The sequence below is a fragment of the uncultured Shewanella sp. genome, from assembly GCF_947497935.1.
In the GTDB taxonomy this organism is placed as follows: domain Bacteria; phylum Pseudomonadota; class Gammaproteobacteria; order Enterobacterales; family Shewanellaceae; genus Shewanella.
In genome coordinates, this window is the sequence record NZ_CANMIO010000009.1 from 145,358 (window position 1) to 172,314 (window position 26,957).

The window sequence follows — 26,957 nt, forward strand, 5'->3', positions numbered from 1 at the left end:
GAATAGGCTTAACGCTGGCAGACAAAACACGCCCGACCAGACAAAATCGAGCACAAAGTCTACATGGATCACACAAATACAAACAGGGACAAAAAGTAGGGTTACTCAGCAATAGGCTATTAGGTTGACAGAAAAACTCACAAATACTCGCCATAGAATTAATATTAATGATTGTTATTTAACAATTAAGCGTTGAAAATAGCGGCATCACAAAGTTAATCAAGATCACTATATGTCTCTGCCTACACTCTATTCTTTCAGACGTTGTCCCTATGCCATGCGCGCAAGGCTCGGTATTTTATTATCAGGCCAAAGCGTTAGCCTTAGAGAGATAGTGCTTAAACATAAGCCAGATTCCATGCTCGAAGCCTCACCAAAAGGCACTGTGCCTGTGCTTATTTTGCAAGATGGGAGTGTGATTGAAGAGAGTATAGAGATCATGTGCTGGGCTTTAATGAACAATGATCCTCACAATCTGTTACTTAGCGATAATCCACAGCAACAAGAAAACGCTCAGGCGCTTATTCACGCCAACGACAATCAATTCAAGCCTTGGTTAGATAAGTATAAGTACGCCGATAGGCATCCAGACAATAGTGAGCAATATTATCGCCAGCAGGGAGAAGTATTTATTGGCCAGCTTGAGAGCTTACTGTCTAGACAAGTAGCTAAACAAGCTACGACACAAGGAGCTGATCCTTCAATAAGCCCTCAGTTGCTCGGAAGTGAGCCAAGCATTGCCGATTACGCCATCTATCCGTTTGTCCGCCAGTTTGCCTCAGTAGATAGCGCTTGGTTTGATAATAGCGCCTACCCTAATGTACAACGCTGGCTAAAAGATCATATCGAAAGTGCTGAGTTCGCCTCGATCATGAAAAAATACCCGACTTGGCTTGAGAGTGGTGAGAGCGTTGAGTTTGGACTTGCACACTTCATTGACGAGCACCATTAGAGCTAACGCTCTATACAAGATGGCAGCGCAATAACTCGCAGTTTTGATTACACCATCAATGGATCACCATAGGAATCGTCACTAACAAGAGTCCACCCATACTCCAGTTAAACTTTTTTCGTCTAGCTGGGGTATTGAGCTTATTACTGATCCTCGCGCCTAAAATCACCCAGGTAAACGATGCAGGGAAACCAACAATATTAAATACCATTACTCCCATAATAGCGCTGAGCCAATAACTGTCACCCGAGACGGTAAAAGCGGTACAAAGCGTAATGGTAGCGAGCCAGGATTTTGGGTTGATCCACTGAAACAATGCAGACTCTCTCATGGTCATCGGCTGGCGCTCAATGACTGTTAGTTCATTATCAACTGGCGTGCTGATGACGCGATAAGCAAGAAACAACAGATAGGCTATAGAAGCTCCCCTCAGTATTTGATGCATAGCAGGCCAAGCCTCAAACATACTACCTAACCCAAGAAGAATTGCGATATGTAACAGTGTCTGACCAACACGGATCCCGACAATATGTGGCAGGGTGCGCCTAACACCAAAGTTAGCACCCGACATCGTCAGTAATATATTGTTTGGACCAGGAGTCATCGTCATGGTTGCACAAAATATTGCCGCTGAAATCATTATTGCCCATAACCCATCCATTGCCTTACCTCGACTTTACCTAAAATTGATACTCACTATTTAATGGTTTCTTTAGAGCGCCTTTAAAGAAACATATAATTGTATGCGTACAATTATTGACACAAAACAGCTAAGATCCGCATAATAACGATTACAAAGTCGAACACAATGGTTTTATTGTCATGGGTACAATTTGGAGTCCGAACTTAGACAGCTATACAGGTGCTAAGTATTCTCGCCTCGCACAAGCGGTGGAAGATGCCATAAAAAGCGGTGAACTTATGCCAAACAGTAAGCTTCCTCCCCAAAGGTTGCTTGCTGACAAATTAGCTATCACTGTCGGCACCGTCACCCGAGCTTATGCGTTACTTGAACAACGTGGATATGTGCAGGCTAAAGTTGGTGCGGGGACTTATGTAAAAACCAGTGATTACCAAGCTGTCGCTCAAGGGGCTGATTTTGCGACCTGCCAACAACCTTTTACCAATCAAACTGCCCTTTTAAGCGATGCGCTCAACCAACTAGCAAAAACACCGCTACGTCTGCACCAGTTGATGCAATACCATGCCGAGCCCCTTCGCGAACACCAGCTTAAATTCAGTCAATGGCTACAAAGACGTCATATCCCGCAATCGAGCGAACAAATTGTATTTTGCCATGGTGCTCAACAAGGTATTTTCTCAATCCTTAACGGTTTGATGCAGGCGGGGGAAACGCTACTCTGTGAGTCCAGCTGCTATCCAGGCATTCATGTTGCGGCGGGGCAGCTTGGGCTCAAGACGGTAGCGGTTTCATTGACACCTGAAGGGCTAGACTTAACAGATTTAGCCGACAAACTGACCCAGTACCAAGCTAAAATGCTGTACTTGACACCAAACAATCAAAATCCAACCTGTATTCAATACAGCGATACACAACGTCAAAGCATTGTTGATTTAGCCAGAAAACACCGAGTGGTGATCATCGAAGATGATGTTAATTACTGCCTTCCTAATGAATGGCACTCGCCTATGTGGTCACTCGATCAGCAAAGCGCTAAGAATGAGCAAGAGCAGTGTGTTATTTATCTGTCTAGCTTATCTAAAATGTTCTGTGGTGGATTAAGACAAGGCTTTATGCTCATCCCTAGTAGGCTGATTGGCCTAGTGAAACAAGCGATATATAGCCAGTGTTGGATGGTCTCTCCTTTAAATACCGAGCTTGCTTGCACGATAATCAACAATAACGATTTTATGGGGCAAAGGGAGCAGCTGATAGCTAATAGGCAAAAGTTAGGAGTTGCTATGGGGCAGCGACTCAAGCTTACACAAAACTGGCGGGGGCTAAATGGCTGGTTACAGCTCAAAGCGCCGCTAAAGTCTCATCATGTAGTCACCGCCTTAGCACAGAAGGGTATTCTCATTCGAAATGGTGATGATTTTAATAATCATGATAATTGTATCCGCATCAGTATCGGTGATACCCATGACGACAAGCATTTTATAGAGCAACTTAGCATTATCGAGACCTGCATAACTGAACTCAGTCAATCGGCCTACTCTGTTGTATAAAAGAGTTTTTAGCCATAGGTCTGAATTTGCAATTAACCGAGCGTACGCTGAAATAATGCCAAACAAAATCATGGCAAGATAAAAACCAAATCAAATATCAACCCTATAAAAATACACAAAAAAGCCGCTAACTTAGCGGCTTTCATTTGTTACAAGAGTCTAGGTCAAGGAATGACTACATCTGTCTATCGACCCTAACAAATCCTTGTAGGTAAACGACCCTTACGTCATCGTTAACATTGAAGATCATACCGGGATCTAAATCCTGGATCACCATCACCTGCTCGCCAGTATCTAAGGCGATCATCATTTCCACTAGCTTTAACTCTTGATAATAGGAGCTATCCCCGTAGGTATTTCCGACTCTTGCCCCCAATAAAGCGCCTAAAACCGTTGCTACATCTTGGCCTGAACCGCCACCAAATTGATGACCAATGACACCACCAATCAGTGCACCACCAAAGGTTTTCCAACCGGTATTACGATCTTCAACCAGTTGCTTTTGAGTAATATTGCGCACTGAGACGACTTGACCGAACTCCACTTTCTCGACAGGCACTGCCTGATTGCGATCATAGGGAGTCGCAAAAGCACTCTGCATACCAAAAAATAAACAGATAACAGTGAAAACAGTAAGATGATGTTTCAACATAAGACTTTTTCCGCTAACTTTAAGGATAAGTATATTTATTAATCTTACTCAATTGTGAACTCACTGTCCTATTTAAATCACGCGCAGCAAGCTTTCCCGCCGCCAGAGCAAGCCTTAACTGAGCCAAATGGCTTGTTAGCCGTTGGTGGAGACCTTCAACCAGAACGCCTACTAAATGCTTATTACAACGGTATTTTTCCTTGGTTTAATCTCGATGACCCTATTCTGTGGTGGTCTCCGGATCCCCGTGCAGTGTTTGTGCCCGGCAATATGAAAATCAGCCGCAGCTTGGTTAAGTACCTTAAAAAACAGAACTGGACTTATACCATTAACCATGACTTCGTCGCGGTCACCGCGGGCTGCGCCGAGCCGAGAGCGGGTCAAGATGGAACTTGGATCTCAAATGAAATCCAACAAGCCTATTTGTCTTTACATCACCAAGGCCACGCTCACTCTCTCGAAGTTTGGCAGGGCGATAAGTTAATCGGCGGCCTTTACGGTTTAGCTATTGGGCAAGTTTTTTGCGGCGAATCTATGTTTCATCGTACAACGAACGCCTCTAAAGCTGCTATGATCGTATTACAGCAACATTTACAGCGTTGTGGCTTTAAGCTGATAGACGCTCAAGTGGTCAATCCCCACTTAGACAGTCTTGGTGCTAAATCCATTAAGCGTGATGATTTTCTCAGGCTATTAGCTCACCTCAGGGACGGTACAGTGAATGCTGATAGCTGGCGCAAATCCGAGGTACCCATTGAACTCTAAATCTAGACCCGTCACGGTCGGTAGAACCAAGACCTTCCCTTGTAGTTATCTAGACGATCAACAAGAACAATTGATGGTTTTGCAAGAAGACGTTATTGATATCGGCCTATTCGAGCAACTGCTTGCACTTGGGTTTCGTCGTAGCGGCAGTATGATCTACAAGCCCCAATGTCCCCAGTGCAATGCTTGCCTCCCTATTAGGCTGGATATGGACGAATTTACGCTCTCCAAAAGGCAGAAGAGAACGTTAAAGAAAAATCAGGACCTGAACTGGAAAATTGTTGACCATAAAACGCCGCAGCAATATGAGCTTTACGAGCGTTACGTCAATACCCGGCATGGTGACGGTCCCATGTACCCAGCAACCCCAGAGCAATACGACAGTTTTGCCACGGCGAGCTGGATACAACCTTTGTTTATTGAGCTAAGACAGGGTGAAGAGCTAGTAGGCGTTGCCGTTACTGATGTCCTCCCTCATAGTTTATCGGCCATCTATAGCTATTTTGCGCCAGAACTAGAAAAGCGTTCGTTAGGAAGTTTACTTATTTTGCTGCAAACCCAGATTACTAAGATGATGAAGAAAAGATATTTATATCTCGGCTATCAGATTGATGAATCAAGAAAAATGAATTATAAACGCGACTATCGCCCCCACCAAATTTTGACCCAATCAGGTTGGGTTTCTCAGATTGCGATTAAAAACATAGCAGATTGAGGTACAACGGGGCTGTGGCTAGGTTGATATGGATAACTTTGCTTTACAGTAGCGTGATTTTGCGGCATGATATGCCCGTTTTTATTATTTGAAGGCTAACAGGATAACTGATTAATGGCGAAAGAAGACAACATTGAAATGCAAGGCACAATCCTTGAAACCTTGCCAAATACAATGTTTCGTGTAGAACTTGAAAATGGGCATGTCGTTACGGCGCACATTTCAGGAAAAATGCGTAAAAACTACATCCGTATTCTAACGGGTGACAAGGTAACGGTTCAGTTGACACCTTACGATTTGAGCAAAGGACGCATCGTCTTCCGCGCACGCTAAGTTATTAGCCTATATAACGTATATCAAAAAGCCGGCTATGCCGGCTTTTTCTTGTCTCTAATATACCCCTGTATCACCTTAAAGCCTTAGTTGGGCCAATAAACAACAAATAGATATCGCTGCTCATTGGCCCTTACGGTCAAGCTAGTGAGTGACTTTCTCGAGAGACTCAGTGGTGATCACAATATCATCACCCTTGGCGTCGACTCGGGCAATACCGCCCTTCTCTAACTCACCAAATAAGATCTCATCGGCTAAAGGCCGCTTGATAAGCTCAGTAACCACTCGCGCCATTGGGCGTGCGCCCATCGACTTATCGTAGCCTTTCTCTGCAAGTAATGTTCTAGCTTCATCGCTGACTTCCAGCGTCACTGACTTATCATCAAGCTGCGCTTGTAGCTCAACTAAGAACTTATCAACAACTTTAGCGATAACTGTCATATCGAGATGATTGAACCAGATAATCGAGTCGAGTCGGTTACGGAATTCAGGTGAGAACACCTTATTGATTTCCGATAGAGCATCTTGAGTATGATCTTGCTGCTTAAAGCCTATCGACTTACGAATGGTTTCTTGTACACCGGCGTTAGTCGTCATCACTAGGGTGACATGCCTAAAGTCAGCTTTACGGCCATTATTATCGGTCAAGGTACCGTGGTCCATCACCTGCAAAAGCAAGTTATACACATCAGGGTGCGCTTTCTCAATCTCATCGAGCAGCACCACACAATGTGGATTCTTAATCACAGCATCGGTTAACAAGCCACCTTGATCATAGCCAACATAACCAGGAGGTGCACCAATCAGACGTGACACGGTATGACTTTCCATATATTCCGACATATCGAATCGGACTAGGTTCAAGCTTAAGCATTTAGCAAGCTGACTGGTGACCTCTGTTTTACCCACACCAGTTGGACCCGCAAACAAGAAGCTACCAACAGGTTTGTTTTCACCACCTAAACCACTTCGAGACAAACGAATGGCCGAGCTAAGCCCCTCTATCGCCTGGTCTTGGCCAAACACCACCATCTTAAGGTTGCGCTCAAGATTTTTAAGCATATCCTTGTCAGAGCTCGATACGGACTTCTCTGGAATACGCGCCATCTTGGCAATGATCGACTCGATCTCCGCTTGTCCAATCGTCTTCTTACGTTTGCTCGCGGGCTGCATCGCCATGCGCGCGCCCGCCTCATCAATCACATCGATGGCTTTATCGGGCAAGTGTCTATCGTTGATATGCTTATCAGATAACCTTGCCGCTACGCTCAATGCCGCCATGGTATAACGCACATTATGGTGCTCTTCATACTTTGACTTAAGACCTTGTAAAATCTTCGTGGTCTCAGCAACCGATGGCTCATTAATATCCACTTTCTGGAAGCGACGTGCTAATGCTCGGTCCTTCTCAAAAATACTTTGGTACTCTTGGAACGTGGTCGAGCCCATGCAGCGTAACTTACCACCTGACAGCAACGGCTTAAGTAAGTTAGAGGCGTCCATGACACCACCAGAAGCTGAACCTGCACCAATAATGGTATGGATCTCATCGATAAATAAAATCGCATGTTCGTCATTAGCTAGCTCTTTGAGTAAGCCTTTAAAGCGCTTCTCAAAGTCACCACGGTACTTGGTACCCGCAAGCAAGGCACCTAAGTCGAGCGAGTAAACCGTCGCTTCACTCATCACTTCAGGCACTTCTTCTTTAACGATACGATAAGCTAAACCCTCGGCAATTGCGGTTTTACCCACTCCAGCCTCACCCACTAGCAGTGGGTTGTTCTTACGGCGACGGCAAAGAATTTGAATCGAGCGTTCAATCTCTTCGCTGCGACCAATAAGCGGGTCAATACTGCCATTTTTGGCTAACTCATTTAGGTTAGCGGTAAACTGAGACAAGATACTACGTTCTTCTTCGCTCTCTGTTTGATCTTCGATACGGCTTTGGTCTGGATCGGTATCGATATCGTTTTTCGAAAAACCATGGGAGATATAATTAACCACATCTAAACGAGTGACATCGCCAGTTCGAAGTAGGTAAACCGCTTGAGACTCTTGCTCACTGAAAATGGCGACTAAGACGTTGGCACCAGTAACCTCATTGCGGCCTGATGACTGCACATGAAATACGGCTCTTTGCAGAACGCGTTGAAAACCGAGTGTCGGCTGCGTCTCTTTCTCTTCTTCAGGATCTGAAATAATTGGCGTGGTTTGTTGAATGAAGCTAGAGACTTCATTTCTCAATTTCTCTAAATTTGCTCCGCAAGCAACTAACGCCTCTTGTGCGGCTGGATTATCGATTAATGCCAACAATAGATGCTCAACGGTCATGTACTCATGACGGGCATCTCTGGCTTGCTGAAAAGCCAGATTTAAGGTGACTTCAAGATCTTTATTTAACATAAGCACCCCCTAAAAAATACTACAGATTCAGCCAAATTTAGGCTTCCTCTAATGAACACAGTAACGGATGTTGGTTTTGTCTTGCAAATTGATTTACCTGAGCAACCTTAGTTTCAGCGATCCCAAACGGATAAATTCCGCAGATCCCTTTCCCCTTATGATGGATTGCCAGCATGATTTCCGTCGCTTGCTGCTCATCTTTCTTAAAAAACAGTTGTAAAATCTCAATGACGAAATCCATCGGTGTGTAATCATCATTGTTTAAGATAACTTTATACATAGAAGGCTGTTTAAGCTCTGATTCAACGCTTTCTTCTACGTGTTCAATATTTTCTGTTCTGCTCATATTCCAATATTAGCCTCTAGTTTTGGCTTGTACCAATTGATTATGTAACTCAGTCTGTTTATTCAATAAATCATAACGAATTACATTCAGGTACGACTTGTTACCATTTGTTGCTTTTTTGTTAATTTTAGCTTGACAACCACTTATTCAGCTTTCATTCTGTTCATTAAGCGGGGAGTTTCCTCGCCGATAAGTTTTACTATCTTACTGGGAAGTAGACAACAGAAGGAAGTGGAAGTATGGCAAGCGGAACTGTTAAATGGTTCAACAACGCCAAAGGATTCGGGTTTATATGCCCTGATGCTGGCGGTGAAGACGTTTTTGCACACTATTCTACCATTGAAATGGAAGGCTATCGAACTCTAAAAGCAGGCCAACCAGTCAGTTTTGAAGTAGAAGCAGGTCCAAAAGGGATGCACGCGTCAGCAATATCGCCAACGAACTAATACCAATCTAGCTAAGTAAGTGTCTAGATATAATTAAACAATACTTGTTTAGCTTGGTATAGGTTGCGATAAAAAATAAAAAAAGCAGAGTAGCAAGCCTACTCTGCTTTTTTATTGCTCAACTCCTAAGAAAAGACCAGCAATCTTGCTGGTCTTAATTTTTAAGCAAACAGACTAGCTGAACTAGCCAACAATGCTATTTAATGTTGTGCTTGGGCGCATTGCCGATGAAGCTTTAGCCGCATCTAAGCGGTAATAACCGCCCAAATCAACAGCTGGTCCCTGAATATCATTTAATTCGCTAACAATCTTGTCTTCATTGCTCGTTAGTGACTCAGCAAGCGCAGTGAACTCAGCTTGAAGCTGTGGATCTGTAACTTGTGCAACAAGTGCTTGTGCCCAGTACATCGCAAGATAGAAATGACTGCCACGGTTATCAAGCTCACCCACACGACGCGATGGTGACTTGTTGCTATCGAGGAACTGGCCGATAGCAATATCGAGCGTATCAGCAAGAACCTGCGCCTTGACGTTACCTGTAGTTTGACTTAAATGCTCTAACGATGCAGCGAGTGCAAGGAATTCACCTAGAGAATCCCAACGTAGGTGGCCTTCTTTCTCAACTTGCTGAACATGCTTTGGTGCACTACCACCCGCACCGGTCTCAAACAAACCACCACCATTCATCAAGGGCACGATTGAAAGCATTTTTGCACTGGTGCCAAGTTCAAGAATTGGGAAAAGATCCGTTAAGTAGTCACGTAAAACGTTACCCGTTACCGAGATAGTATCTTTACCCGCTTTCACCCGTTCCAGTGTGAAACGTGTTGCATCAACTGGTGACATAATGTGAAGTTCGAGACCGCTTGTATCGTGGTCTTTAAGATAAAGCTCTACCTTATTAATGATTTCAGCGTCATGTGCACGAGTAGCATCTAACCAGAACACCGCTGGTGTGTTTGATAAACGTGAACGGTTAACCGCAAGCTTAACCCAATCACGAATTGGCGCATCTTTTACCTGGCACATTCTGAAGATATCGCCAGCTTCAACATTGTGTGACATAAGAACCTTGCCATTCTGGTCAACAACGTTAACGGTACCAGCTGCAGCAATTTCAAATGTCTTATCGTGGCTACCGTATTCTTCCGCTTTTTGTGCCATTAAGCCAACGTTTGGCACGCTACCCATGGTGCTTGGATCAAATGCACCATTGCTGATACAAAAATCGATAGTTTCCTGATAAACACCTGCATAACAACGATCTGGGATCATCGCTTTCATGTCTTTTAGCTGGCCATCAGGCCCCCACATCTGACCTGAAGTACGAATAGCCGCAGGCATTGAAGCATCAATGATCACATCACTTGGTACGTGTAAGTTGGTAATGCCGCGATCAGAGTCAACCATAGCAAGCTCTGCGCGCTCGCTATAAACCGCCGCTAAATCGGCTTCAATAGCCGCTTTTTGCTCCGCAGGTAATGTCGCGATTTTAGCGTAGACATCGCCTAAACCGTTATTAACATCGACACCTAACTCTTCAAATAGCTGGCCATGTTTAGCGAAGACATCTTTGTAATAAACTTTAACTGCGTGACCAAAAAGAATTGGGTCAGACACTTTCATCATGGTCGCTTTCAAGTGCAATGACAATAATACATCTTGCTCTTTCGCCAGATTAGTTTCACGCTCGTAAAACTCAATCAACGCCTTCTTGCTCATCACGGCAGAGTCAATCACCTCACCGGCTTGCAATGCAATTGCGCTGCGTAATACTTGCTCAGAGCCATCGGCTTTATTCAGTACAATTGAAACGCTGCCTGCATCAGCCACAGTGACTGACTTTTCGCTGCCATAAAAATCACCGTCGCTCATATGTGCAACATGTGACTTAGAGTCAGACAACCACTTGCCCATTGAATGTGGGTTCTTTTGTGCAAACTTCTTTACTGAGCCTGGCGCACGGCGATCAGAGTTTCCTTCACGTAGCACAGGGTTAACCGCACTACCTTTAATTTTATCGTAACGGGCTTGGATCTCAGTTTCAGCTTCGCTTTTCGGCTCATCTGGATAGTTAGGAATGTCGTAGCCTTTGTTTTGCAGCTCTAAAATACAGGCCTTAAGCTGTGGGATTGAGGCGCTGATGTTAGGCAGCTTGATAATGTTAGCTTCAGGCTTCTTAGCAAGCTCGCCTAATTCTGCAAGCGCATCACCGATACGTTGTTTGTCTGTTAGGTTTTCAGGGAAATTGGCAATCACACGACCAGAAAGGGAGATATCGCGGGTTTCAACATCGACGCCTGCGGTTTGAGTGAATTTTTGAATAATAGGTAACAAAGAAAGTGTCGCTAATGCTGGTGCTTCATCCGTTTCGGTATAGATGATCGTTGATGTTTTATCGTTCATTTTGTGTCCTACATTGATTTAAATTTAAGATTTTTATAATAATTATTTTCTATTTTTACGATTAAAAAACTGTCACGGTCTTAAGTTATCACTTTGAATTGCTAGTAATAATTTATGCGATCTTGTATGCAATAAGCTAGCGGCATTATTCAGCCACCTCTCACAAATGGGAATAATTAGTTGCGGATCACACTTTTTAATTTGCCGACATCATAAAACATTCCACGCAAGATTCAAATTCCACTAATAGCCAATGCGCAGTACAATAGACAGAAATCACTTAAAGATTAAAAGTATTTCAGCGTGACACAGCCAATTTCAAAGAAAAGAACGACCAATAAATCAAACAGTAAAAGCAATAAGGCGGGTGGCTTTAGCAACTCTGCCAGCAACAGGCTGACTGGAAACGCTAAAGCAAAGGCAAGAAACGGCAAGCCTCACAATAGAGTCGATAATCAGACTAGGACAAAACTGAAAACGGTTACCAACCCGGTAATCGTGCTATTTAACAAGCCTTTTGATGTACTTTGTCAGTTCACCGATGAACAAGGTAGAAATACCCTCAAAGACTTTATCCCTATACCCGGCGTTTATGCGGCAGGCCGACTAGATAGAGACAGCGAGGGGTTATTGCTGCTAACCAACGATGGAAAGTTACAATCCAAAATTACTGAGCCTAAGAAAAAAACCTATAAAACCTATTGGGCGCAAGTTGAAGGCACGCCGAGTGAAGATGATCTTGAAAAACTGCGTCAAGGCGTCGTTCTAAAAGATGGCATGACCTTACCCGCCAAAATCAAAATCATGGATAAGCCTGAAATCTGGCCAAGAACGCCGCCCATTCGTGAACGCGCCAATATCCCAACTACCTGGTTAGAAATTCAGATCTGTGAAGGCCGAAACCGTCAAGTAAGACGTATGACGGCGCATATCGGCTTCCCGACGTTAAGATTGATCCGCTATAAAATAGGTCAATGGAGTCTAGATGATCTTAAAAATGGTGAATATCGTCAACTTGATATGAAAAACAAACCAGTGTGAGTAACAAGCAATGACTGAGCGCTATAAACCTAATACCACTGTCGCCTGTGTAATTGAAGCTCAGGGAAAGTACCTTTTAGTCGAGGAGCTCATTGAAGGTGAAACTCAATACAATCAGCCAGCTGGCCATATTGAAACTAATGAATCGATTATCAATGCCTGTATTCGTGAAGTAAAAGAGGAAACCGGCCTGATAATCGAACCACAAGGACTCGTAGGGATCTATCAGTTTAGTGCCAGTGAAGCTCTCGCTTTTATTCGTTACACTTTTTATCTCAAGCTAGACAAGCCGTTAGCGTCTCAACCTGAGGACCCGGTGATACAGTCTCTAAAATGGCTTTCATTAGATGAAATTGACGCCTTATCTTGTCAGCTTAGAAGTCCTTTAGTGCTTAAATCAATAGCTGATTACTTAGCAGGAAATCGTTATCCATTAGGTATTCTCAATGATGAGTATTTGTAAACGAAAGCTGAGTTAACATATTAATTTTCAATATAAATTAGCCACTCTATTCCTGCGTCATGCGTGAATATTCAACTTAGAGGCTAATTCTGATGCGAATAAAGCCAAAAGATAAATACTCGCTAGATAGCCCAGCCCCATAATGCATGATAGAATATGCACCCGCAGAAAGCCGCGGCTTGAACTATGTATCTCGATTGTAAATCCCATTCGTCGAGATACCGATTCGCAGCAATATTCAGTAAACACAAGGTTTTTTTAGGATTTATGACGTCAATCGAACCCACTCATCTTGGTAAAAAAGTCATCGTCGGCATGTCCGGTGGTGTTGATTCATCAGTTTCAGCCTACCTGTTAATGAAACAGGGTTATCAGGTTGAAGGCCTGTTCATGAAGAACTGGGAAGAAGATGACACGGATGAATATTGCGCGGCAGCAGACGATCTTAAAGATGCGCAAGCTGTTTGTGACAAGCTAGGCATTAAGCTGCACACGGTTAACTTCGCTTCTGAATACTGGGACAACGTGTTTGAGTATTTTCTAGCTGAATACAAAGCAGGCCGTACTCCGAACCCAGATATCATGTGTAACAAAGAGATTAAGTTTAAAGCTTTCCTCGAGTTTGCAGATGAAATCTTAGATGCTGATTACATCGCCATGGGACATTATGTTCGCCGCCGCGATATCGATGGCACCAGCCAAATGCTGCGTGGCGTTGATAACAATAAAGACCAAAGCTACTTCCTATACACGCTAGGCCACGAACAAGTTGCTCGCTCGCTATTCCCTGTCGGTGAATTAGAGAAGAGCGAAGTGCGTGAAATCGCAAAAGAAATGGGCCTAATCACCCACGACAAGAAAGATAGCACTGGTATTTGTTTTATCGGTGAACGTAAATTTACCGATTTTCTACAAACTTTCTTACCCGCTCAACCTGGTAATATAGAAACCAGTGAAGGCGAAGTGATCGGCACGCACCAAGGCTTGATGTATCACACTCTTGGACAACGTAAAGGTTTAGGCATTGGCGGCTTAAAGAACAGCAACGAAGACCCATGGTACGTAGTTGAAAAAGATTTAGTCCGTAACGTTTTGATTGTGGGTCAAGGTGGCAACCACCCTCGCCTAATGTCAAATGGCTTAATCGCCAACCAGTTACATTGGGTAGACAGAAAAGGGCCTGCTGATGGTTCAAACATCACAGTTAAGACTCGTTACCGCCAACAAGATGTACCATGTCGTGTAACTTACGATAGCGATGATGTACTGCGCGTGATTTTCGACGAGCCAGTAGCTGCTGTAACCCCTGGTCAATCGGCTGTTTTTTATGACGGTGAAATCTGCCTAGGTGGCGGCATTATTGACGCACTAATAAGAGATTAATTAATGAGTGATCAGCTGTTTGAACGCACTATGGCCTTTGCTGGTATTTTACAAGCAGTGGCACAAGTTCAGTATATTGCAAGGCACGGTGACTCAGATAAAGAAGCCCTAGCAGCAAGTTTACAGTCTGTCTTAGTGACGAACCCGCAATCGACCAGTGATGTCTATGCTGATAAGTTCGCGCTAAGAAAAGGTTATGAGCTGATTGTTAGTCAGCTTGGCGATGCTAAACAAAAAGATGTTGAGGTGACTCGCTATTTAGTGGGGATCTTGGCGCTAGAGCGAAAATTAACTCGCTCATCCAATGCCATGGGCATGCTAGCTGAACGTATCAACCAAATTCATCGACAACTCAGCCATTTTGAGATTACTGATGAACAAGTGATTGCCAATTTTGCCGGTATTTATAGCGACATTATCAGTGAACTCGGCCCTAAACTACAGATCTCCGGTAATCCAGAGTTTCTTAAGCGTACCCAAACACAACAAAAAATTCGCGCATTGTTGCTGTCTGCCATGCGCAGCGCAGTGCTATGGCGTCAATTAGGAGGCAAGCGTAGGCACCTTGTCTTCGCAAGAAAAACAATAGTAGATACAGCTATGAAAAGCCTCACCCTATAATATTTAAGTCAAGTTCATCAAGGAGCTTCAAATGGAACTTTCCGCACTAACTGCTATCTCTCCGGTAGACGGTCGTTATGGTAGTAAAACCGCCTCATTAAGAGGGATTTTCAGCGAGTACGGCCTGACCAAATACCGTGTTCAAGTCGAAATTAACTGGCTAAAGCTACTTTCTAGCTGCCCAGAAATTGAAGAAGTTCCACCTTTTAGCGAAGCTGCATTGGCTTTGCTTGACCAAATTAAAGATAACTTTAGCGAAGCAGACGCGCTACGCGTTAAAGAAATTGAGGCAACAACTAACCATGACGTTAAAGCGGTTGAATACTTCATTAAAGAACGTATCGCCGATAACGCTGAGCTAGTGGCTATTGACGAATTCGTGCACTTTGCATGTACTTCTGAAGACATCAACAACCTGTCTCACGCACTGATGCTAACTGAAGCGCGTGACCAAGTGGTTTTGCCATATTGCCAAAAAGTCGTTGATGCGATTAAAGAATTAGCACACGAGCATAAGTCAGTACCCTTGATGTCTCGTACACATGGTCAACCTGCTTCACCTTCTACATTAGGTAAAGAGATGGCAAACGTGGCTGTGCGTCTAGAACGTCAGCTATCTCAAGTCTCTAAAGTTGAAATCATGGGTAAGATCAATGGCGCAGTTGGTAACTACAACGCTCACATCTCTGCTTATCCAGAAGTTGACTGGCATGCACTGTCACAGCGTTTCGTGACAAGCCTTGGCATTAACTGGAACCCATACACGACTCAAATTGAGCCGCACGATTACATCGCAGAATTGTTTGATGCCCTAGCGCGCTTCAACACAATCTTGATCGATTTCGACCGTGATATTTGGGGTTACATCGCACTGGGTCACTTTAAGCAAAAGACCATTGCAGGTGAAATTGGTTCTTCAACCATGCCACATAAAGTCAACCCAATCGATTTCGAAAACTCGGAAGGTAACTTAGGTATTGCTAACGCGTTAATGCAGCACCTTGCTGCTAAGCTTCCTGTTTCTCGCTGGCAGCGTGACCTTACTGACTCAACAGTGCTACGTAACTTAGGTGTGGGCATGGCTCACTCTCTAATCGCTTACCAAGCAACATTGAAAGGGATCAGCAAGCTAGAAGTTAACGAAGAGCAACTTCGTAAAGAACTCGATGGCAACTGGGAAGTACTTGCAGAGCCAGTACAAACTGTTATGCGTCGTTATGGCATTGAAAAGCCATACGAGAAGCTTAAAGAGCTAACTCGTGGTAAGCGCATTGACGGTGCTCAACTTGCAGTATTCATCGATGGTTTAGAACTACCAGAAGATGTAAAGGTTGAACTTAAGAAGATGACACCAGCCAACTACATCGGCCGCGCAGAAGCATTTGTTGATGAGTTAAACTAATTACCTTCTTAGCAACTTGCTATTAAAGGGTTGATAAAGGCGTTAAGCTTAGGCTTAGCGCCTTTATTTTATTTCATATTTAGAACCGTTTGCAGCACAGCTTTTCCATTTCCCCTTAGCCTATAGACAAGAGTAGCCTCCTCATTATGTTTAGCCTCAACTTTGATATCAGCGAGTTTTTAACTCAATACTGGCAAAAAAAGCCCATTTTAATTAAGAATGCTTTCCCAAATTTTGAAGATCTCATTAGCGCAGATGAACTAGCAGGCCTTGCCTGCGAAGAGGCTGTCGCATCAAGAGTGGTTGTGACTAAGCCTGATGATTGGCAAATTATCGAAGGCCCCTTTGAAGATTATGAGCAGTTTGGCGAGAAAAACTGGCAATTACTAGTACAAGCCCTGAACCATTGGCATCCAGACTCTGCCGAGTTTATTAACGCTTTTCGCTTTATTCCCGACTGGCGCTTCGATGACTTAATGGTCTCTTTTGCCACTCCCGGCGGTGGCGTTGGTGCACATATCGATAATTACGATGTGTTCATCATTCAAGGTGAAGGTCAACGTCACTGGACGGTGGGTGATAAAGGCCAATATGCGCCGAAAAATAATGACCCAACCACACCGTTAATTGAAGGTTTTGAGCCAATCATCGATGTGGTGCTTGAAAAAGGCGACTTACTCTATATTCCTCCAGGCTTCCCGCATCAAGGCCAAACCTTAACATTAGCAATGAGCTACTCCATTGGCTTTCGCGCGCCAAGCCAGCAAGAGCTATTTAGTGAAATGGCCGATGCCTTAATCGATACCAATACTGGATTAAAACGTTTCACTTCAAGTGATGAGCCCAAAATTGCTAGCCAAATAAGTAGCTCACACCAACAAGATTTGATGGCATTGATTACTGAGCTCGCCGCAAATCCTGAATATTACCAAGCCATGCTAGGTAAAATGCTAAGTCAAAACCGTTTTGAGCTGGATATTTGTGAACCTGAAGAAGCTTATACAGCTGAAGACATGAGTGATTATGTTGCACAGGGAGCGCAGTTATATCGTATCGGAGGTTTAAAATTACTTAAGCTTGAAGACGATAGCATCTCGCGCATCTTTGTTAATGGTGAAGCCATCGAATATTCAGCAGCGATTGAAACTGAGGTGCAGCAATTATGTGAGCGCTTCACGTTTGATAATCAGCAAACTGCCATGCTAATCCAAACACCAGCAACTCAGGCTTTAATATTAGACTTACTAAACCGCGGCTATTTCTATTTCGGTGAGTAATATCACTTACAAATAACCGCGATCAAAAAAGGCATCCTTATGATGCCTTTTTAGTACTGCAAAAGTTTGCGCAGACAGTGATTCTTAAGCGCTCGGGCCCCAGATAGAATCATCGGCTTGCATCTTATAAAGGCTTTCGGCACGTGATACGAGAAGCTGAGCAAATTTTGCTTGAGCAGGATCTTTGGTTAACCCTGAGCGCTGAATGTTTTCAGCCTTCATCTGCCACATCATTGAGAAGTGGCGCACTGCATCACGAGCAGTAGCGGCTACACTAATATCGACATAATCTGATGGCAAATCACCGGACATAACCCAAAATGTTTTCTTATTTGGTTTTTTAGAATCGATTTTCCAGATTGCAACAAAAGGCGCTAAATAACGACTTTCCTCAGGATGAACTTTGTCGGGCATAACCCCCTTTTCAGCCAAAAACTTATTTGCCTTTTGGAACTGAGTTCTAATCCATTCTTGTCTTAGTTCTTCTTGGTCTACTACTTGTTCAGCCATTTAAACTTCCTTTCTTATTGTTATCTTTGCTTCTGTCTCACGATCAAACAAAATCATTCACAGCCAATTAGCTTAAATCGAACCAATACTTTACGTTAACGTAAAGTGGAAAGCAAAATTGCCAGACAGATCACAAATAATCCGAATCTTTATTTTGTTGAGAGTATCTCTAAATGCTATCGTTCTGCAATAAATATAACAAGCATGCCACACCGTATTCATATGGTAGTGGTATTTAGATGCTCACAGCGGAGATCAACAAGTGGCAGTTTTTAATCACATCTCTTTCGACGACCATGAACAGGTCGTATTTTGTCATGATAAAGAAAGTGGCTTAAAGGCCATTATCGCGATCCACAACACTAATTTAGGCCCTGCCGTCGGCGGTTGTAGAATGTGGAACTATGAATCTGACGATGAGGCCATTACCGATGTATTACGTTTATCTCGTGGCATGACCTATAAAAACGCGCTAGCGGGTTTAGCTATGGGTGGTGGTAAGTCAGTGATTATCGCCGACCCAAAAGTACAGGATAGAGAAGCACTCTTTAGAGCCTTCGGCCGTTGCATCCATACCTTAGGCGGCAAGTATTACTCAGCCGAAGATGTTGGTGTCTCGACTTCCGACATCATGATAGCTCATCAAGAAACACCTTATATGGCTGGTTTAGAAGGTAAGAGCGGCGATCCCTCACCGTTTACGGCCTTAGGTACCTATCTAGGCATTAAAGCCGCAGTGAAGCATCAGCGTGGGCTTGATAGCCTCAAGGGACTAAAGATCTCTGTCCAAGGTGTTGGCCATGTCGGTTATTACCTATGCCGTCACCTTCATGCTGAAGGTGCAGAGCTAATTGTGACTGACATTCATCAATCATCGCTAGACAGAGTCGCCACTGAATTTGGCGCAACTGTTGTTGCCCCACAGGATATCTATCATCAAGATGTGGATGTTTATGCCCCTTGTGCGTTAGGCGCAACCATTAATGACATCACCATCCCGTTACTAAAAGCGACAATTGTGGCTGGGTGTGCGAACAATCAACTTGGCGAAGTACGTCACGGGGAGATGCTAAAAGACTTAGGTATTTTGTACGCACCCGATTATGTTATTAATGCAGGCGGCATTATCAACGTATCTTTCGAGAAAGATTACGACGCAGCCGCAGCCACTGCAAAAGTGGAAGAGATCTACAACACTCTACTAACGATCTTTGCCCAGTCAGACGAGCAAAACCGTACTACGGGTGATGTCGCCGACGAAATGGCGCGCGCGATTATCAACGCCGTAAAATAACAGGCAATACATTAACAATGCCCAGCTTTTTAGCTGGGCATTTTTTTGACTACAATTCGTAAACTAAATAAATAGATAAGCGATTATTCGATCTAGCGTTACAAACCACACTGGCGAAGATCCCTTTCCTCTGCTTGAATTAAGGGCTCAATTATCATAAATAGGCCAAACGATGGTGACATTTAAGTACGCTCTCAACCAAGATAACATCGAGTTACAGGCCAGTAACTGGTCTGGTTTAGAGCAGATGTACATCAATGGTAAACGTGTCTCTAGCAAGCTTAATTTCGGTCAACACAGTGAGCACAGCCTAGTACTTAATGATGGCAAGCAAGCACAATTGCATTTGGTTCTAGACCCGATGACAGAGCAGCTAATCTGTCGCATTTATAAACAAAACAACTTAGTCGCCAGCCTAAAGCAGGGTAAAAAGGAGTTGTATCGCAGCCGTCAACTTACTCAACAGGGTATATTAGCACTGGGGATAATTATCGTGTTTCTACTCACTTTAAGTTAGCGCTTAACGCTAACCTAAAGTTCTTTTTAACCTTCTAACTGGAAGTGATAACTAACATAGCGTAATACTGTCACCTTGGATGCAAACCAACTGACTCGCCTGATAATTGCCGCTTCCCGCCGTCACCGTAGTTATCGACAGTTTTTGTTTATCACTACCATTTTCAATTAAAACTGCTTTCAAGATTGTGCCATCACGAGCAAAGCTCACCGCTCCGGCAAAATCACCAACGTTTAAATCACGATATAGCTTCACCGTTACACTTCCAATAGAACGCGGTTCTAACCGCCCTTCTTCGACAACCAGTGTCGCACCACTTGCAAGATTTATTGACTGTATGAAACTGCCATTTGTCTCTTGCTGCGCAGAAGTTACTGATTGCTGAGGTTTAGGTTTAGACTTATTAATATTGACTGAACAAGCAGAGAGTGTAGAAGCAATACATAAAGCAACCAATAGCCTTTTCATAGCGGCTCCATTAAATTTTTGAGATAACAAGAGCGTAACGGATTGAGCTATCTATGCCAAGAGGATATATGAGTGACCATGACAACGAGGGGGGAGTTAATAACGATTAATTTTATTCAGCAAGCTTAAGAAGGTTTTGCGCTCTTCCATCGCTAAGTTATCTAAAAAAGCTTCGTTTACCCGTTCGGCTTCACGAACGAGATCTTGCTCTAGCGCCTTACCATTATCGGTAAGGTATATTTGAAATGCGCGGCGGTTCTCCGCATCCTGATGGCGAGCAATCAAACCCTGCTGCTGCAGTTGATCGAGCAAGCGAGTCATAGTGTAATTTGCGACATCACAACGCTTAGAGAGCGTGGTTTGGGTTACGCCCTCCTCTTGCCAGAGTGAAAACAACACTGGCCATAGTTTAATATCTAATTGGTATCGTTTAAGACGTTGATCTAGCGCATTTTGTAGATCGACATTTAAATGAGACACCAAGTAGCCAAGACTCTCAAATCGGTTCAATCAACACCTCCAAGGCTCTTTAAGGCTTGAGTTAATCTTATCACTTACACCGAAAGAAACTAGCTTTTGAGGGTGTTTATTGCTCAGATTCAATCAAACAGGTTATAAATCATAGCGTTGAAACTAAACTATTTGGCTAGTTTCACTTAACCAGTTTTAGGCAATAAACTCATCGATAAAACGATAAAAACAGGCACGGTTTAATCTCGCCTCCACACCTCTTTCAAGGGGCAAGGTGACGCTATCCTCACCGATAACAAACTGCTCAAACGATGAAATTGTATGCTCAGTATCAATACTCGATTTGAGAGTGAAGCTAGCATCCGTTTCACATTGATAATCAACAATCATTAAGGCTTGCTGCAGGACGGCAACCCGCAGTTTTTCAACCGGTGTGATAAGGAAATACTCTTCACCAATTCGATTTAAAATACTGGCAAAAAGCTTACTGAATTTGAGTGGAAGTTTGCCACCTCGATAAAACCAATCACCATTAGCATTAATTTCAAATATCGCCTCCTCGGTACATAAAGGCGTGTTCTGGGTTAACGAAGATATTGCATCCGTCACTTGTGTTAACAGCTCTTTTTTTGATGTCATCAACACCTCTTCTACTTCAGAATTTAAATCATAATGTTGAGGCGTTAAATAATAAAAACTAGCCAGAGGCTAGTTTTTACACATTAAGGTTAAAGCAAGTTCAGTAAAGCCTCTAATGGATGTTTGGGCTTAAATCCACTAAATCGTTTAACCTGACTGCGACATGAATAGCCTGAGATCAATACTTGCGTCTTGGGCAACTTCGAAAGCGCTTGCTCCCAGGACATTGTATAAAGCGCCTTAGAACGCTCAAGGTTTTCAGCCTCATGACCATAGGTGCCGGCCATACCACAACAGCCAAGATTCACTGTGTTTAGCTTGGCACCGAAGTGCTCGAAAATAGCTTGCCACTCATTCGCCGTGTTTGGCTTGGCCGTTGACTCGGTACAATGGCTAAACCAGGTAAATTCAGACTCACCAGACTCACGCTTAGGTCGACTGTCGACTACCTCTAACAACCACTCATTTGCCAACTGCACGTGGAAGTTGCCGCGAGCACCACCGAGCACCTCTGCATACTCATCGCGATAACAAAGCACTAATGCTGGATCGATACCGACCATAGGCATATTCAGTTTGGCGACGTCATTAAGAAAATCTGCCGTTGATTTAGCCGTACGAGCAAACTTATCAAGGAATCCCTTGATATGAATTGGCTTACCATTGGGTTTAAAGGGTAATAAAATGGGTTTTAGCCCTAGTTTTTCAATAAGCTGTACGAAGTGAAAAACTGTTCCAGCCTCATAGAAGCTGTTAAAAGGATCTTGTACTACCAGCACATAATCACTGCGATCGTTTTCAGGAATTTGCTGTAGTGCAGCTAAATCGTAGCCCCGACTAGAATGACCTTCTAAACGCTGTTTTAAGGTGGGTACAGATAACGCTGGTGAATCGACATAGCCCAGAGACTTTTTAATGACCCACTTACTCAAGCTGTTTTGTGAGACCGCGTTCACCAGTCTTGGTGCTGCAGCCATTAACGGCAGTGAGTCCTCGATACCCGCGACTAAGTAGTCTTTTGCAGGACGCAGATAACGGCGATAATAAAGATCGAAGAACTGCGCTCTAAACTTTGGTACATCGACTTTTACAGGGCACTGACTCGAACATGCCTTACAGGCCAAGCAACCTTTTAAGGACTCCATCACCTCATGTGAATAGTCGTATTCTTTGTCAATTTTTAATGAATTCTGCGCTCTTTGCAGCCAACCGAGTGGCTTACTACGACTGAGTTCATTGACATCAACTCCTTCTGCCTCTAACAGTCTCAGCCATTCACGCATCAAGCCCGCACGCCCCTTAGGCGATTGTACTCTATCGCCTGTCACCTTAAACGACGGGCACATAGGTGAATAGACGCTGTAATTAAAGCACAAACCATTGCCATTACAGTTCATCACATCGGGAAAGGCTTCTCGAGTTTTAATCGGGATTTGTCTATCGAAGGCACCGCGCTTAACACTGTCTACGTTATATAGCATTGGGCCACTGTTTTTAGGCGCCACCAACTTGCCAGGGTTAAGCTTATTCTTAGGGTCAAATAATCCCTTAACCTCTTCTAACAAACTGTAAAGATGCTCACCAAATACCGCAGGACCGTATTCACCGCGCACACCTTTACCGTGCTCGCCCCACATTAAGCCGCCATATTTAAGGGTTAACTCGGCAACTTGATCTGAAAGTGTTTTCAGCAATTTCTCATCTGCTATATCACACATATCAAGTGCAGGGCGAACATGTAGCACGCCTGCATCCACATGACCAAACATTCCGTACTGCAGCTCATGGCTATCGAGTAGTGCTCTAAACTCTAGAATAAAATCTGCCAGTTTTTCAGGTGGCACAGCAGTATCTTCGGCAAACGCGATGGGCTTACGAGTGCCCTTGGCCGCACCTAAAAGCCCAACCGCCTTTTTACGCATGGCATAAATGGTATTGATGCTGGCTTTATCTGAGGTGACTTGATAACCCAGCAGCCCTGCCTCGCTTTGTGCTATTTGAGCTGTAAGCATGGCTTCAAGACTCGCCACTCTTGCTTCAACATCTGCTTGCGAGCCCGCAAACTCCACCATATTCAGCCCATCGATCTCTTTGCCAGGTATATCTTGGATGAGCGATGACACCGAGTGCCAGATAATGTCTTCTTTAGCAAGGTTAAGCACTTTAGAGTCGATGGTTTCAACCACAGTCGCGTTGGCGTTAACTAGATCTGGCGCGTGGCGCAATGCTGACTCAAATGACTCATACTTGATGTTGACCATCATGCGGCACGTCGGTAGCGGCGTGATATTAAGTTTTGCCTCGGTAATGACCGCTAGCGTGCCTTCAGATCCAGTTAAAATTCGCGACAGGTCAAAATGCGCTAATTTGTCATCCCAGACATTTTTAAGATCGTAGCCCGTCAAAAAGCGATTCAGTTTAGGAAAACGCTGTTCAATTTGCTCGCGATTTGCTTTACACATTTCAGCAATATTTGAGATTAATTGCTGGCCTAAAGAGTTTGTCGTAACAGAAGCAAGATTACCTAACTGTTCGCTGTTTAACGGCTGAGTCTCAAGCTCACTACCATCATATAAAATACTGCTAAGCCCCAGTACATGATCAGAGGTTTTACCGTAAACCAGCGAGCCCGCTCCAGAAGCATCGGTATTGATCATGCCACCTAATGTGGCGCGATTTGAGGTCGATAAATCTGGGCTAAAGAAAAAACCATGAGGCCGCAGCGCATCATTGAGAGCATCTTTTACCAAACCAGCTTGAACCCTTACCCAGCCCTCTTCAGCATTGACTTCTAGCACTTGGTTCATATAACGCGACATATCAACAATGATGCCATGGGTTAATGATTGACCATTGGTGCCCGTACCACCGCCCCTTGCACTAAAGACCACTTGTGCAAACTCATCTTGGCTGGCTAGCTGTAGTGCTATCTGCACATCTTGGGTTGATTTAGGATAGATAACGGCTTGAGGTAAAAACTGGTAAACAGAGTTATCGGTCGCTTGAGCTAAACGCGCGCTATAGCGAGTATCGATATCTCCAGAGAAGGTACCGTCTTCAAGAGAAGCTAAAAAAGAAAGGTAACTTGGTTCAAGGGTCTGCTGATGCGATAACTTGGGTAACATGATTGCTTCTGTCATTATAATTATTAGGTTTATCCCAGCATTATAAACAAAAAAAAGCCGCTAAATAGCGGCTTTTTTCATGTTTTTAACAAAATGTTAAATCAAGCAGAATTAACACTTCATTTTAACGGTTAACAATGACTGTTATCCGTGAGCTTCTGCTAGGTACAACCAAGTATCAATAACAGTATCAGGGTTTAGTGATACGGTATCGATACCTTGCTCAACCAACCATGCAGCAAAGTCTGGGTGATCTGATGGGCCTTGGCCACAAATACCCACGTAAGCACCTTTCGCTTTAGCCGCTTTAATTGCAAGAGACAATAGTGCTTTAACCGCCTCATTGCGCTCATCGAATAGATGGCTAATGATGCCTGAATCTCGGTCAAGACCAAGAGTCAGCTGAGTTAAGTCGTTTGAACCGATAGAGAAACCATCGAAATACTCTAGGAACTGCTCAGCTAGCAATGCGTTTGAAGGCAGCTCACACATCATAATGACGCGTAGGCCGTCTTTACCGCGTTCTAGACCTTGCTCTTTAAGCAATTGAATCACTTGCGCCGCTTCGTCAAGGGTACGTACGAATGGGATCATGATTTCTACGTTCTTCAGACCCATGTCGTTACGCACACGCTTAATTGCTTCACACTCTAGCGCAAAACAATCACGGAACGATTCAGAGATGTAACGGCTTGCACCACGGAAGCCAAGCATTGGGTTTTCTTCTTCTGGCTCGTAACGCTCACCACCAACCAAGTTAGCGTATTCGTTTGACTTAAAGTCAGACATACGAACAATCACTTTCTTCGGGTGGAAAGCTGAACCAATAGTCGCGATACCTTCAACAAGACGTGCCACGTAGTATTCTACTGGTGACTCGTAACCCGCGATCATCTCGTGGATCTCTTGTTGTAGTTCAGCAGTTTGGTCGTTGAACTCAAGCAATGCTTTCGGGTGAATGCCAATCATACGGTTAATGATGAACTCAAGACGCGCAAGACCCACACCTTCGTTAGGAAGACGGGCGAAGTCAAATGCACGGTCAGGGTTACCCACGTTCATCGTGATCTTCATTGGCAGTTCTGGCATTGCATCAACACGTGATGAAACTACTTCAAAGTCTTGTAGACCATTGTAGATAAAGCCTGTGTCACCTTCAGCACAAGAAACGGTAATTTCTTGACCACTTTGGATACGCTCAGTTACGTCACCGCAACCAACAACCGCTGGTACGCCAAGCTCACGTGCGATAATCGCAGCGTGACAAGTACGGCCACCACGGTTAGTTACAATCGCGCTTGCACGCTTCATGATTGGTTCCCAATCTGGGTCAGTCATGTCTGTAACTAATACGTCACCTGGTTGGATTTGATCCATGTCTTCGATTGACTTAAGTACCTTAGCGACACCTTTACCAATCTTGTGACCAATTGCGCGACCTTCACAAACAACATCACCTTGAGTCTTAAGGTGGTAACGCTCAATAAGCTGCACATCTTCACGAGAACGAACAGTTTCAGGACGAGCCTGTACGATATACAACTTACCGTCGTTACCGTCTTTAGCCCATTCGATGTCCATTGGACGACCGTAATGCTTCTCAATTGTCATGGCTTGCTTAGCAAGTTCTTGTACTTCAGCATCGTTGATTGAGAACTCGCGGCGCTTATCTGCTGCGATATCTTCAATCTTAACTTGCTTACCGTGTGATTCATCATCTGAATACACCATTTGGATAAGCTTGCTACCGATGTTACGGCGAACAACCGCTTTATGGCCAGCCACTAGACTTGGCTTATGTACATAAAACTCGTCAGGGTTAACCGCGCCTTGAACAACCATTTCACCTAGACCGAATGAAGAAGTAATAAATACTACGTCATTGTTGCCAGACTCAGTGTCCATGGTGAACATAACACCAGAAGCGGCTTTGTCTGAACGCACCATGCGCTGAATACCAGCAGACAGTGCAACGCCTTTATGGTCATAACCTTGGTGAACACGGTATGAGATTGCGCGGTCATTAAACAAAGAAGCAAATACATGCTTAGTTGCTTCTAAAACGGCAGCATAACCCTTAACGTTAAGGAAAGTTTCTTGTTGGCCAGCAAATGATGCGTCAGGCATATCTTCTGCTGTTGCTGAAGAGCGAACTGCGAAAGATGCATCAGTTGTTTCAGAGCTCAGCTTGTCGTAGGCTTCACGAACCGCTTGCTCAAATTCTGGGTGGAATGGGGTATCGATAACCCACTGTCTAATCTGTGCACCGGCTGTAGCGAGTGCGTTCACGTCATCTACATCTAGGGTTTCTAGAATTTCGTATATCTTCTGGTTAAGTCCACTTTGTTCAAGAAATTCATTGAACGCAAAAGATGTTGTCGCAAATCCACCAGGCACTTGAACGCCTGCGTTTGATAGGTTGCTAATCATCTCACCAAGAGAAGCGTTTTTGCCGCCTACCTTGTTAACATCGCCCATGCCTAATTCTTGATACCAGAGTACGTATTGCTGCACAGTTTTTATCTCCGCAAGTATATT

At 44.0% G+C, this 26,957-nt stretch carries 25 protein-coding genes; 14 read left to right on the forward strand and 11 right to left on the reverse strand.

Annotated elements, in window-relative coordinates; all coding sequences use genetic code 11:
* Window positions 1-232: 232 nt before the first annotated feature.
* Window positions 233-952, forward strand: a complete 720-nt coding sequence (locus tag Q1A86_RS12465) for a glutathione S-transferase (protein WP_299806987.1) — start codon at window positions 233-235, stop codon at window positions 950-952.
* Between the two features lie 55 nt (window positions 953-1,007).
* Here Q1A86_RS12465 and Q1A86_RS12470 read toward each other — a convergent pair whose 3' ends face one another.
* Window positions 1,008-1,613 (reverse strand): LysE family translocator, encoded by a 606-nt coding sequence (locus tag Q1A86_RS12470; protein ID WP_299806989.1) that lies wholly within the window; start codon window positions 1,611-1,613, stop codon window positions 1,008-1,010.
* Window positions 1,614-1,774: 161 nt separating this feature from the next.
* On the opposite strand from Q1A86_RS12470, the gene Q1A86_RS12475 reads away from it, so the two are divergent.
* Complete coding sequence (locus Q1A86_RS12475) at window positions 1,775-3,142, forward strand: PLP-dependent aminotransferase family protein (RefSeq protein WP_299806991.1); 1,368 nt, start codon at window positions 1,775-1,777, stop codon at window positions 3,140-3,142.
* Between the two features lie 175 nt (window positions 3,143-3,317).
* Here Q1A86_RS12475 and Q1A86_RS12480 read toward each other — a convergent pair whose 3' ends face one another.
* Complete coding sequence (locus tag Q1A86_RS12480) at window positions 3,318-3,743, reverse strand: glycine zipper 2TM domain-containing protein (RefSeq protein ID WP_299807069.1); 426 nt, start codon at window positions 3,741-3,743, stop codon at window positions 3,318-3,320.
* Window positions 3,744-3,848: 105 nt separating this feature from the next.
* Between Q1A86_RS12480 and aat the strand changes: the two genes are divergently transcribed.
* From aat to infA, 3 genes are all read left to right on the forward strand, one after another.
* Entirely contained in the window at window positions 3,849-4,559 is a 711-nt protein-coding gene (gene aat, locus Q1A86_RS12485; RefSeq protein WP_299806993.1) for a leucyl/phenylalanyl-tRNA--protein transferase, read from the forward strand.
* Window positions 4,516-5,274, forward strand: coding sequence for an arginyltransferase (locus Q1A86_RS12490; protein WP_299806995.1), 759 nt, complete (start codon window positions 4,516-4,518; stop codon window positions 5,272-5,274). The genes aat and Q1A86_RS12490 overlap by 44 nt, the downstream gene beginning before the upstream one ends.
* Before the next feature lie 114 nt (window positions 5,275-5,388).
* Window positions 5,389-5,607, forward strand: a complete 219-nt coding sequence (gene infA, locus Q1A86_RS12495) for a translation initiation factor IF-1 (RefSeq protein WP_026959988.1) — start codon at window positions 5,389-5,391, stop codon at window positions 5,605-5,607.
* A 144-nt stretch (window positions 5,608-5,751) separates the two neighbouring features.
* Here infA and clpA read toward each other — a convergent pair whose 3' ends face one another.
* Both clpA and clpS read right to left on the reverse strand, forming a co-directional pair.
* Window positions 5,752-8,010 carry an ATP-dependent Clp protease ATP-binding subunit ClpA gene (clpA, locus tag Q1A86_RS12500; RefSeq protein ID WP_299807000.1) on the reverse strand — a complete coding sequence of 753 codons (2,259 nt, stop codon included), beginning with the start codon at window positions 8,008-8,010 and terminating at the stop codon, window positions 5,752-5,754.
* A gap of 37 nt (window positions 8,011-8,047) precedes the next feature.
* Window positions 8,048-8,356 carry an ATP-dependent Clp protease adapter ClpS gene (gene clpS, locus Q1A86_RS12505; RefSeq protein WP_012155760.1) on the reverse strand — a complete coding sequence of 103 codons (309 nt, stop codon included), beginning with the start codon at window positions 8,354-8,356 and terminating at the stop codon, window positions 8,048-8,050.
* 239 nt (window positions 8,357-8,595) lie between these two features.
* Here clpS and cspD point away from each other — a divergent pair, with 239 nt between their 5' ends.
* Window positions 8,596-8,802 (forward strand): cold shock domain-containing protein CspD, encoded by a 207-nt coding sequence (gene cspD / locus Q1A86_RS12510; RefSeq protein ID WP_012155761.1) that lies wholly within the window; start codon window positions 8,596-8,598, stop codon window positions 8,800-8,802.
* A gap of 183 nt (window positions 8,803-8,985) precedes the next feature.
* Here the strand turns inward: cspD and Q1A86_RS12515 are convergent, their stop codons facing one another.
* The gene (locus Q1A86_RS12515) at window positions 8,986-11,208 is read right to left on the reverse strand and encodes an NADP-dependent isocitrate dehydrogenase (RefSeq protein WP_299807004.1); all 2,223 of its coding nucleotides are present in this window, start codon (window positions 11,206-11,208) and stop codon (window positions 8,986-8,988) included.
* Between the two features lie 303 nt (window positions 11,209-11,511).
* On the opposite strand from Q1A86_RS12515, the gene Q1A86_RS12520 reads away from it, so the two are divergent.
* The 6 genes from Q1A86_RS12520 (at window position 11,512) to Q1A86_RS12545 (ending at window position 17,395) form a co-directional block, all read left to right on the forward strand.
* Complete coding sequence (locus Q1A86_RS12520; protein WP_299807006.1) at window positions 11,512-12,249, forward strand: rRNA large subunit pseudouridine synthase E; 738 nt, start codon at window positions 11,512-11,514, stop codon at window positions 12,247-12,249.
* 10 nt (window positions 12,250-12,259) lie between these two features.
* Window positions 12,260-12,712, forward strand: a complete 453-nt coding sequence (locus tag Q1A86_RS12525; protein ID WP_299807008.1) for an NUDIX hydrolase — start codon at window positions 12,260-12,262, stop codon at window positions 12,710-12,712.
* A 267-nt stretch (window positions 12,713-12,979) separates the two neighbouring features.
* Window positions 12,980-14,095, forward strand: a complete 1,116-nt coding sequence (gene mnmA, locus Q1A86_RS12530) for a tRNA 2-thiouridine(34) synthase MnmA (RefSeq protein WP_299807010.1) — start codon at window positions 12,980-12,982, stop codon at window positions 14,093-14,095.
* Window positions 14,096-14,098: 3 nt separating this feature from the next.
* Window positions 14,099-14,716 (forward strand): high frequency lysogenization protein HflD, encoded by a 618-nt coding sequence (hflD, locus tag Q1A86_RS12535; RefSeq protein ID WP_299807012.1) that lies wholly within the window; start codon window positions 14,099-14,101, stop codon window positions 14,714-14,716.
* Between the two features lie 31 nt (window positions 14,717-14,747).
* Complete coding sequence (gene purB, locus Q1A86_RS12540) at window positions 14,748-16,118, forward strand: adenylosuccinate lyase (protein ID WP_299807014.1); 1,371 nt, start codon at window positions 14,748-14,750, stop codon at window positions 16,116-16,118.
* Between the two features lie 146 nt (window positions 16,119-16,264).
* Window positions 16,265-17,395: a cupin domain-containing protein gene (locus Q1A86_RS12545; RefSeq protein ID WP_299807016.1), complete on the forward strand. Its 1,131-nt coding sequence runs from the start codon at window positions 16,265-16,267 to the stop codon at window positions 17,393-17,395.
* Window positions 17,396-17,479: 84 nt separating this feature from the next.
* On the opposite strand, the gene Q1A86_RS12550 is transcribed toward Q1A86_RS12545, so the two are convergent.
* Window positions 17,480-17,905: a DUF4826 family protein gene (locus Q1A86_RS12550; RefSeq protein ID WP_299807018.1), complete on the reverse strand. Its 426-nt coding sequence runs from the start codon at window positions 17,903-17,905 to the stop codon at window positions 17,480-17,482.
* Window positions 17,906-18,167: 262 nt separating this feature from the next.
* Between Q1A86_RS12550 and Q1A86_RS12555 the strand changes: the two genes are divergently transcribed.
* Both Q1A86_RS12555 and Q1A86_RS12560 read left to right on the forward strand, forming a co-directional pair.
* On the forward strand, window positions 18,168-19,199 hold the full coding sequence (locus Q1A86_RS12555; protein ID WP_299807020.1) for a Glu/Leu/Phe/Val dehydrogenase dimerization domain-containing protein: 1,032 nt from the start codon (window positions 18,168-18,170) through the stop codon (window positions 19,197-19,199).
* 172 nt (window positions 19,200-19,371) lie between these two features.
* Window positions 19,372-19,716, forward strand: coding sequence for a hypothetical protein (locus Q1A86_RS12560; RefSeq protein WP_299807023.1), 345 nt, complete (start codon window positions 19,372-19,374; stop codon window positions 19,714-19,716).
* Between the two features lie 51 nt (window positions 19,717-19,767).
* On the opposite strand, the gene Q1A86_RS12565 is transcribed toward Q1A86_RS12560, so the two are convergent.
* From Q1A86_RS12565 to ppsA, 5 genes are all read right to left on the reverse strand, one after another.
* Complete coding sequence (locus tag Q1A86_RS12565; protein ID WP_299807025.1) at window positions 19,768-20,184, reverse strand: PliI family lysozyme inhibitor of I-type lysozyme; 417 nt, start codon at window positions 20,182-20,184, stop codon at window positions 19,768-19,770.
* A gap of 96 nt (window positions 20,185-20,280) precedes the next feature.
* The gene (locus Q1A86_RS12570) at window positions 20,281-20,694 is read right to left on the reverse strand and encodes a MarR family transcriptional regulator (RefSeq protein WP_299807027.1); all 414 of its coding nucleotides are present in this window, start codon (window positions 20,692-20,694) and stop codon (window positions 20,281-20,283) included.
* A 156-nt stretch (window positions 20,695-20,850) separates the two neighbouring features.
* Window positions 20,851-21,294 carry a DUF1285 domain-containing protein gene (locus tag Q1A86_RS12575; protein ID WP_299807029.1) on the reverse strand — a complete coding sequence of 148 codons (444 nt, stop codon included), beginning with the start codon at window positions 21,292-21,294 and terminating at the stop codon, window positions 20,851-20,853.
* 89 nt (window positions 21,295-21,383) lie between these two features.
* Complete coding sequence (locus tag Q1A86_RS12580) at window positions 21,384-24,419, reverse strand: FAD-binding and (Fe-S)-binding domain-containing protein (protein ID WP_299807071.1); 3,036 nt, start codon at window positions 24,417-24,419, stop codon at window positions 21,384-21,386.
* A gap of 144 nt (window positions 24,420-24,563) precedes the next feature.
* On the reverse strand, window positions 24,564-26,933 hold the full coding sequence (gene ppsA / locus Q1A86_RS12585; RefSeq protein WP_299807031.1) for a phosphoenolpyruvate synthase: 2,370 nt from the start codon (window positions 26,931-26,933) through the stop codon (window positions 24,564-24,566).
* Between the last annotated feature and the right edge of the window lie 24 nt (window positions 26,934-26,957).

Excerpts from the sequence above, each read along its gene's own strand:
- Q1A86_RS12470 (WP_299806989.1), bottom strand. The coding sequence starts at position 1,613 with ATGGATGGGTTATGGGCAATAATGATTTCAGCGGCAATATTTTGTGCA.
- Q1A86_RS12550 (WP_299807018.1), bottom strand. The coding sequence starts at position 17,905 with ATGGCTGAACAAGTAGTAGACCAAGAAGAACTAAGACAAGAATGGATT.
- Q1A86_RS12480 (WP_299807069.1), bottom strand. The coding sequence starts at position 3,743 with ATGCAGAGTGCTTTTGCGACTCCCTATGATCGCAATCAGGCAGTGCCT.
- hflD (WP_299807012.1), top strand. The coding sequence starts at position 14,099 with ATGAGTGATCAGCTGTTTGAACGCACTATGGCCTTTGCTGGTATTTTA.
- mnmA (WP_299807010.1), top strand. The coding sequence starts at position 12,980 with ATGACGTCAATCGAACCCACTCATCTTGGTAAAAAAGTCATCGTCGGC.
- cspD (WP_012155761.1), top strand. The coding sequence starts at position 8,596 with ATGGCAAGCGGAACTGTTAAATGGTTCAACAACGCCAAAGGATTCGGG.
- clpA (WP_299807000.1), bottom strand. The coding sequence starts at position 8,010 with ATGTTAAATAAAGATCTTGAAGTCACCTTAAATCTGGCTTTTCAGCAA.
- Q1A86_RS12465 (WP_299806987.1), top strand. The coding sequence starts at position 233 with ATGTCTCTGCCTACACTCTATTCTTTCAGACGTTGTCCCTATGCCATG.
- Q1A86_RS12560 (WP_299807023.1), top strand. The coding sequence starts at position 19,372 with ATGGTGACATTTAAGTACGCTCTCAACCAAGATAACATCGAGTTACAG.
- purB (WP_299807014.1), top strand. The coding sequence starts at position 14,748 with ATGGAACTTTCCGCACTAACTGCTATCTCTCCGGTAGACGGTCGTTAT.
- Q1A86_RS12490 (WP_299806995.1), top strand. The coding sequence starts at position 4,516 with ATGCTGATAGCTGGCGCAAATCCGAGGTACCCATTGAACTCTAAATCT.
- Q1A86_RS12525 (WP_299807008.1), top strand. The coding sequence starts at position 12,260 with ATGACTGAGCGCTATAAACCTAATACCACTGTCGCCTGTGTAATTGAA.
- Q1A86_RS12545 (WP_299807016.1), top strand. The coding sequence starts at position 16,265 with ATGTTTAGCCTCAACTTTGATATCAGCGAGTTTTTAACTCAATACTGG.
- Q1A86_RS12580 (WP_299807071.1), bottom strand. The coding sequence starts at position 24,419 with ATGTTACCCAAGTTATCGCATCAGCAGACCCTTGAACCAAGTTACCTT.
- infA (WP_026959988.1), top strand. The coding sequence starts at position 5,389 with ATGGCGAAAGAAGACAACATTGAAATGCAAGGCACAATCCTTGAAACC.
- clpS (WP_012155760.1), bottom strand. The coding sequence starts at position 8,356 with ATGAGCAGAACAGAAAATATTGAACACGTAGAAGAAAGCGTTGAATCA.
- Q1A86_RS12575 (WP_299807029.1), bottom strand. The coding sequence starts at position 21,294 with ATGACATCAAAAAAAGAGCTGTTAACACAAGTGACGGATGCAATATCT.
- Q1A86_RS12565 (WP_299807025.1), bottom strand. The coding sequence starts at position 20,184 with ATGAAAAGGCTATTGGTTGCTTTATGTATTGCTTCTACACTCTCTGCT.
- Q1A86_RS12515 (WP_299807004.1), bottom strand. The coding sequence starts at position 11,208 with ATGAACGATAAAACATCAACGATCATCTATACCGAAACGGATGAAGCA.
- Q1A86_RS12475 (WP_299806991.1), top strand. The coding sequence starts at position 1,775 with ATGGGTACAATTTGGAGTCCGAACTTAGACAGCTATACAGGTGCTAAG.